The sequence below is a fragment of the Streptomyces sp. NPDC058221 genome (genome assembly GCF_042882365.1).
Taxonomy (GTDB): domain Bacteria; phylum Actinomycetota; class Actinomycetes; order Streptomycetales; family Streptomycetaceae; genus Streptomyces.
The window spans coordinates 1-7,013 of the sequence record NZ_JBHVWF010000250.1 but is presented as its reverse complement, the minus strand read 5'-3'; the positions used below and the strand labels follow the sequence as shown (position 1 = coordinate 7,013).

At 70.2% G+C, this 7,013-nt stretch carries 7 protein-coding genes; 4 read left to right on the top strand and 3 right to left on the bottom strand.

The window, feature by feature from the left end:
- Nucleotides 1-170: 170 nt before the first annotated feature.
- The gene (locus ACFVW8_RS37850) at nt 171-962 is read right to left on the bottom strand and encodes a metal-dependent hydrolase (protein WP_389698367.1); all 792 of its coding nucleotides are present in this window, start codon (nt 960-962) and stop codon (nt 171-173) included.
- 182 nt (nt 963-1,144) lie between these two features.
- On the opposite strand from ACFVW8_RS37850, the gene ACFVW8_RS37845 reads away from it, so the two are divergent.
- Nucleotides 1,145-3,658 (top strand): DEAD/DEAH box helicase, encoded by a 2,514-nt coding sequence (locus tag ACFVW8_RS37845; protein ID WP_389698365.1) that lies wholly within the window; start codon nt 1,145-1,147, stop codon nt 3,656-3,658.
- A 43-nt stretch (nt 3,659-3,701) separates the two neighbouring features.
- A complete protein-coding gene (locus tag ACFVW8_RS37840) occupies nt 3,702-4,583 on the top strand; it encodes an acyl-CoA thioesterase (protein WP_389698363.1) in 882 nt (293 codons plus the stop codon).
- A 4-nt stretch (nt 4,584-4,587) separates the two neighbouring features.
- Here ACFVW8_RS37840 and ACFVW8_RS37835 read toward each other — a convergent pair whose 3' ends face one another.
- Nucleotides 4,588-4,818: a DUF6011 domain-containing protein gene (locus tag ACFVW8_RS37835; RefSeq protein ID WP_389698361.1), complete on the bottom strand. Its 231-nt coding sequence runs from the start codon at nt 4,816-4,818 to the stop codon at nt 4,588-4,590.
- Nucleotides 4,819-5,110: 292 nt separating this feature from the next.
- Between ACFVW8_RS37835 and ACFVW8_RS37830 the strand changes: the two genes are divergently transcribed.
- Nucleotides 5,111-5,677, top strand: coding sequence for a GNAT family N-acetyltransferase (locus tag ACFVW8_RS37830; protein ID WP_389698359.1), 567 nt, complete (start codon nt 5,111-5,113; stop codon nt 5,675-5,677).
- A gap of 57 nt (nt 5,678-5,734) precedes the next feature.
- Here the strand turns inward: ACFVW8_RS37830 and ACFVW8_RS37825 are convergent, their stop codons facing one another.
- Complete coding sequence (locus ACFVW8_RS37825; RefSeq protein ID WP_389698369.1) at nt 5,735-6,220, bottom strand: HIT family protein; 486 nt, start codon at nt 6,218-6,220, stop codon at nt 5,735-5,737.
- Between the two features lie 173 nt (nt 6,221-6,393).
- On the opposite strand from ACFVW8_RS37825, the gene ACFVW8_RS37820 reads away from it, so the two are divergent.
- Complete coding sequence (locus ACFVW8_RS37820) at nt 6,394-6,882, top strand: glutathione peroxidase (RefSeq protein WP_389698357.1); 489 nt, start codon at nt 6,394-6,396, stop codon at nt 6,880-6,882.
- The last annotated feature ends 131 nt before the right edge of the window (nt 6,883-7,013 follow it).

The window sequence follows — 7,013 nt, the reverse complement described above, 5'->3', positions numbered from 1 at the left end:
GGACTGGGCCCTGCTCTGCCCGGCCGCCCCGGTGATCCCGGCGTCGGCGCCTACGGCGTCAGCATCTCCGGGTCCGCCGCCTCAAGCAGACCGGCTCGCTCATCCCGCCCGGCCGGCCGGTCCGTCCCGTACCCGTGCCCGACCGGCCGGGCACGGGTGCCCGGGCAGCGTCAGATCAGATTCATCGCGGCCGCGCCGCCCACTCCCCCGAGCACCATGAACACCGGCATCAGGATCTTCAGTTCCACCCAGCTGCCGGCCCGGAAGCGCATGACCTTCGGCGGACCGATCGGGTACCAGCGCTTGCGGCCCACCGGGATCGGCCACAGGATCGGGCAGCCGGAGACGGTCAGCGCGTCGCCGATGTCGTGCACGAGGGCCCCCAGCACGATCGGCAGCCCGAGCCAGAGGTATTCCTGACCAGGGGCCTCGAAGAGCCAGCCCGCGCCGTTGCCCGGCTTGTCCAGGACGCCCGCGAGGATCCACGCGCTGGTCGCGCCGAGCAGCCACACCAGGACGTCGCTGGACATCCGGGCGGCCCGCCACAGCAGCCCCTCGACCGCGAGCACCAGGTGGACGAAGAGGATCCCCAGCACCGCCCACCGGCCGCCGGTGATCGCGGCGGCGGAGGCTCCGGCACCGATCAGGACCGCCCACGCCCAGGTATGGGTCAGAGTCCGGTGACCGCCGTTGCGGTTCGAGTCGCCCCGCATCTTGGTGGCCTTGTAGACGGCGTGCGAGAGCGTGTCGACGATTTCGCACAGGCCCCGGGAGACCGGCCCGAAGGCCCGCGAGATGGTCGCCGACTTGTGGTCCAGGTCGGGTGCCAGCGCGGCACCCGCGCTGATCAGCGCGCCGACGACCAGGACGGGCCACGGCATGGTGTGTCCCGCGGCTGCCGCAGCCGCACCCACCCCCAGCCAGGCCGCCGCCCCTGACAGAGAGTGTGCCGGTCCCATCATGACTGTTTCCGCCCCCGTAGATATTGACCAGGTATTGACAAAGCATGGACAGGTGTCGCCGCGTCCGGGCTCGGGCCACCGTCGTTGCGGTGCGGCCGAGTTGAGTGGGAAGCGTATCGTCCGTGATCTTCGTGCTGTCGTCCGGTTCCCTCATCCGGGCGGAAGACAGGCAAGATGGGGGCGTGACCCTAATCGATCAGCTGCCCCCGACCGACGACCCCGACGCCCTCTTCGAGGCTTTCTCGTCATGGACCGAGACGCAGGGCATCACCCTCTATCCCGCTCAGGAGGAGGCGCTGATCGAGGTGGTCTCCGGGGCCAACGTGATCCTTTCCACCCCCACCGGCTCGGGCAAGAGCCTGGTCGCGGCCGGTGCGCACTTCACAGCGCTGGCCCAGGACAAGGTCACCTTCTACACCGCCCCGATCAAGGCGCTGGTCTCGGAGAAGTTCTTCGACCTGTGCAAGCTGTTCGGCACGGAGAACGTCGGCATGCTCACCGGTGACGCCTCGGTCAACGCCGACGCCCCGGTGATCTGCTGCACGGCCGAGGTACTGGCCTCCATCGCGCTGCGTGACGGGAAGTACGCGGACATCGGCCAGGTCGTGATGGACGAGTTCCACTTCTACGCGGAGCAGGACCGCGGCTGGGCCTGGCAGATCCCGATCCTGGAGCTCCCGCAGGCCCAGTTCGTCCTGATGTCGGCCACCCTCGGCGACGTCCGGATGTTCGAGGAGGACCTGACCCGCCGCACCGGCCGCCCCACCTCCGTGGTGCGCTCGGCCACGCGTCCTGTGCCGCTGAGCTACGAGTACCGGCTGACACCGATCACCGAGACCCTCACCGAGCTCCTGGACACCCGGCAGTCGCCGGTCTACATCGTGCACTTCACCCAGGCCTCGGCCGTCGAGCGGGCGCAGTCGCTGATGAGCATCAACATGTGCACCAAGGAGGAGAAGGAGAAGATCGCCGATCTCATCGGCAACTTCCGCTTCACCACCAAGTTCGGCCAGAACCTCTCCCGTTACGTGCGGCACGGCGTCGGTGTGCACCACGCGGGCATGCTGCCGAAGTACCGCCGCCTCGTGGAGAAGCTCGCGCAAGCGGGCCTGCTGAAGGTGATCTGCGGTACGGACACGCTCGGTGTCGGCGTCAACGTCCCCATTCGCACCGTGCTGTTCACCGCGCTCACCAAGTACGACGGCACCCGCGTGCGTACGCTGCGCGCCCGGGAGTTCCACCAGATCGCGGGCCGGGCCGGGCGGGCGGGCTTCGACACGGCGGGCTTCGTCGTCGCTCAGGCCCCCGAGCACGTCGTCGAGAACGAGAAGCTGGTCAAGAAGGCCGGCGACGACCCGAAGAAGAAGCGCAAGGTCGTCCGCAAGAAGGCCCCCGAGGGCTTCGTGGCCTGGTCGGAGACGACGTTCGACAAGCTGATCCAGTCCGACCCGGAGCCGCTCACCTCCCGTTTCCGGGTCACACACACCATGCTGCTGTCCGTCATCGCACGTCCGGGCAACGCCTTCGAAGCGATGCGGCACCTGCTGGAGGACAACCACGAGCCGCGCAGGGCGCAGCTGCGCCACATCCGCCAGGCGATCGCCATCTACCGCTCGCTGCTGGACGGCGGCGTGGTGGAGCAGCTCGACACCCCGGACGCGGAGGGCCGCATCGTGCGGCTCACCGTCGACCTCCAGCAGAACTTCGCGCTGAACCAGCCGCTGTCCACGTTCGCACTCGCCGCCTTCGACCTGCTGGACGCCGAATCGCCGTCGTACGCGCTGGACATGGTCTCGGTGGTGGAGTCGACGCTCGACGACCCGCGTCAGATCCTCGCCGCCCAGCAGAACAAGGCGCGCGGTGAGGCGGTCGGGCAGATGAAGGCCGACGGCATCGAGTACGAGGAGCGGATGGAGCTCCTGCAGGACGTCACGTACCCGAAGCCGCTGAGCGAGCTGCTGTGGCACGCGTACGACGTCTACCGGCAGAGCCACCCGTGGGTGGGCGACCACCCGGTGTCGCCGAAGTCGGTCATCCGCGACATGTACGAACGCGCCATGACGTTCACGGAGTTCACCTCGAACTACGAGCTGGCCCGGACCGAGGGAATCGTTCTCCGGTATCTCGCGGGCGCGTACAAGGCGCTGGAGCACACCATCCCGGACGACATCAAGTCCGAGGACCTGGAGGATCTCATCGCCTGGCTCGGCGAGATGGTCCGTCAGGTCGACTCCAGCCTTCTCGACGAGTGGGAGCAGCTCGCCAACCCGGAGGTGGAGACGGCCGAGCAGGCGCAGGAGCGGGCCGACGAGGTCAAGCCGGTCACGGCCAACGCCCGCGCCTTCCGGGTGCTGGTGCGCAACGCGATGTTCCGCCGGGTCGAGCTGGCAGCCCTGGACCGGGTCCGCGATCTCGGCGAGATGGACGGCGGCTCGGGCTGGGACGAGGACGCGTGGGGCGAGGCGATGGACGCGTACTGGGACGAGTACGAGGAGCTGGGCACCGGTCCTGACGCCCGCGGACCGAAGCTGCTGAAGATCGACGAGGACGCCGAGCACGGTCTGTGGCGGGTCCGGCAGACGTTCGCCGACCCGAACGGCGACCATGACTGGGGCATCAGTGCCGAGGTCGATCTGGCCGCGTCCGACGAGGAGAGCCGGGCAGTGCTCCGGGTCACCTCCGTGGGCCAGTTGTGAGCGCGTCCGTACCGACGGCGCCGCGAGAGTGGAGACGAACAGCATGACGAACCCCGCCGAGCGCCTGGTCGACCTGCTCGACCTGGAGCGGATCGAGGTCAACATCTTCCGCGGCCGCAGCCCGCAGGAGTCCCTGCAGCGGGTCTTCGGCGGGCAGGTGGCCGGGCAGGCTCTGGTGGCGGCCGGCCGCACCACCGACGGGGACCGGCCGGTCCATTCGCTGCACGCCTACTTCCTGCGGCCGGGCCGTCCGGGCGTGCCGATCGTCTACGACGTGGAGCGGGTCAGGGACGGCAGGTCGTTCACCACCCGCCGGGTGACGGCCGTCCAGCAGGGCCGGACCATCTTCAATCTGACGGCGTCCTTCCACCGGCCGGAGGAGGCGGGCATCGAGCACCAGCTGCCGCCCGCCCGCGAGGTGCCGGACCCGGAGGAGCTGCCGACCGTCGCCGAGGAGGTGCGCGACCATCTCGGGGCGCTTCCCGAGGCCCTGGAGCGGATGGCGCGGCGCCAGCCCTTCGACATCCGGTACGTCGACCGGCTGCGCTGGACGAAGGACGAGATCACGGACGCGGATCCGCGCAGCGCGGTCTGGATGCGCGCGGTCGGCCCGCTCGGCGACGACCCGCTCGTGCACACCTGCGCGCTCACGTACGCGAGCGACATGACGCTGCTGGACGCGGTGCGGATCCCGGTGGAGCCGCTGTGGGGGCCGCGCGGCTTCGACATGGCGTCCCTGGATCACGCGATGTGGTTCCACCGTCCGTTCCGGGCCGACGAGTGGTTCCTGTACGACCAGGAGTCGCCGGTGGCGACGGGCGGGCGGGGTCTGGCGCGCGGCCGGATCTATGACCGCGGGGGCAATCTGCTGGTGTCCGTGGTGCAGGAGGGGCTGTTCCGGCGGCTGGGCGAGCAGCCCTCCTGACGGCTCAGGTTCCGGGCAGCGTGTCCTGCTCGACCTCGTGGCGGCGGGTGCGGATGTCGGGCGGCGCCGGGTGCAGTCTGGCGTCGCAGGCGGGGCCGAGACCGGTACGGCGCGATGCCGTACCGGTGAGCGGGCGTCCGCACATCCGGCAGCGGACCTGTCGGCGGCCGGCCGCTCCGGCGGTGCCGGGCAGCGGATCGGCGTCGGTATCGGGCAGCGCTTCGAAGGACTCCACCGGTCGATTCTCTCAAGAGCCAGTGGCGCGGAGGCGGAGGGGCGAGGGGCGAGCCCGGTCGTTAGCCCAAGAGGTGGATACCGCCGCGGTCGACGGCCGCCCGGCGCGAGCCCTGCCGGGCGTGCCGCTCACCGCCACGGAGTGTGGTCGCGCGCGGTATTGCGCGGGCACATCGTCCGCACCGGCGACGGCCTGCCGTTCCAACTCCGCGGCCCGTCGCGCTTCCACTGTCCGGGCCCGGCAGGGGTCCGTTGCGCACTGCTGATCGTATCGCCGTGAAAGGACCTGTCGTATGACCGAGATCGTCCCGGTGTCCGGACCCGAACTGGTCACGTACGCCGACGAGTTGGCCGCGCTCCTGGTGGAGACCGTCGAGGAGGGGTCCTCCGTGGGCTTCCTCGCTCCGCTGGACCGGGGCGAGGCCGCCTGCTGGTGGCGGGAGCGGGCCACGTTTGTGACGTCCGGGCACCATCAGGTCTGGATCGCCCGGGACGGTGAGCGGATCGCCGGGACCATCGGTCTGGTCCGGGCACCACTGCCGAACGCCCGTCACCGCGCCGAGGTCGCCAAGCTGATGGTCCGTCCGTCCGCGCGCGGCCGGGGGCTCGGCCGGTCGCTGCTGGACGCCGTCGAGCACTCGGCGGCCGAGGACGGTGTCACGCTGCTGATCCTGGACACCGAGAGCGGCAGCCCCGCCGAGCGGCTCTACCGCTCGGCCGGCTGGACGGAGTGCGGGTCCGTACCGGACTACGCCGGAGACCCGGCCGGTGTCCTGAAGCCGACCACCTTCTACTACAAGCCGGTCGGCCGGGGCGGTCCCGCACCGGCACGGGCGGCGAGCCCGTCGGCGCCTCTGTAGGCGACGCCACCCTCCATGCCCGGAAGGCCGCGAGTCCCACGAGCACAGCGCCGGGGATCAGCGCTGTTCTGTCGACGCGAGGTGAGCCAGTTCCGCACTGATCGCCTCGCGCAGGGCATCATGCTGCGGGCCGAGTGCGTACTTCGTGTCGCTCCAGCACTCGCGCGGATACAACCACACCGGTCTGCCCACGAGTTCGTCCGGCTCCCAGGCGAACCGCGGCCACACGTGCGCATGCAGGAAAGCGTCGGTGTTGCCGAGGATCTCCAGGTTGACCCGCCGGAAGGAGGGGTCCAGCCGCTTGCCGGCACGCTCGACGGCTTCCCCGAGCCTGTCCATGTCCGACAAAAACGCCAGCCGCTTGCTTCGCCGAAGGTCGGACAGCCGCTGCACGGAAGGATCATCCACGAGGAGCACCGAGTATCCCGGCAGGAACTGAACGTCCCCCATCACCGCGAACCCGGCCTCGGTCCTCCGGAGCACCGTCGGATTCTCACCGCGGAGCGCGCTGCCGATCCGGTCCTTCCGCCAGTCATCGCTCATGATCAGCACCCTACAAGCGGCCGGGAGGCGCACGGCACGTCGGGTGATCACCGCGGTCCGCGGGCTGGATCCGGACAGACGGACGATCGGCTTCGCAGTGAAGGACCTGTGGGCATGAGGGCGGACCCGTGAGCGTAAGAATGGCAGTGGAAGCCACTTACAAGGAGACCCTCATGACGCTCTACGACATCCCGCTCCACACCCTGACCGGCGAGCCGACCACCCTGGGCGCCTACCGGGGCCAGGCCGTCCTGCTGGTGAACGTTGCCTCCAAGTGCGGACTGACCCCGCAGTACGCCGGCCTGGAGCGACTCCAGAAGACGTACGGGGACCGGGGGTTCACCGTGCTCGGTGTGCCGTGCAACCAGTTCGCCGGCCAGGAGCCGGGGAGCTCGGAGGAGATCCAGGCGTTCTGCTCCGCAACGTACGGGGTCACCTTCCCGCTGCTGGAGAAGACGGACGTGAACGGCGCGGGCCGGCACCCGCTGTACGTGGAGCTGACGCAGCTCGCGGACGCCGACGGCGAGGCCGGTGACATCCAGTGGAACTTCGAGAAGTTCCTGATCTCCCCGGCGGGCGAGCCGGTCGCCCGTATCCGTCCCCGCACGGAGCCGGAGGCCCCGGAGCTCGTCGCGGCCATCGAGGCACAGCTCACCGCCTGAGCGGAGACTGCCGGGGGGGGGGGGGGCCGGGGGGGGGCGGGGCCCCCCGGGGGGTTGGGGGGGGGTGTGGGGGGGCGGGGGCAGGGGGGGGGTGGGGTTGGGGATTTAAAAAAAAAGCGGGGGGCGCAGGT

Excerpts from the sequence above, each read along its gene's own strand:
- ACFVW8_RS37820 (WP_389698357.1), top strand. The coding sequence starts at position 6,394 with ATGACGCTCTACGACATCCCGCTCCACACCCTGACCGGCGAGCCGACC.
- ACFVW8_RS37850 (WP_389698367.1), bottom strand. The coding sequence starts at position 962 with ATGATGGGACCGGCACACTCTCTGTCAGGGGCGGCGGCCTGGCTGGGG.
- ACFVW8_RS37825 (WP_389698369.1), bottom strand. The coding sequence starts at position 6,220 with ATGAGCGATGACTGGCGGAAGGACCGGATCGGCAGCGCGCTCCGCGGT.
- ACFVW8_RS37840 (WP_389698363.1), top strand. The coding sequence starts at position 3,702 with ATGACGAACCCCGCCGAGCGCCTGGTCGACCTGCTCGACCTGGAGCGG.
- ACFVW8_RS37830 (WP_389698359.1), top strand. The coding sequence starts at position 5,111 with ATGACCGAGATCGTCCCGGTGTCCGGACCCGAACTGGTCACGTACGCC.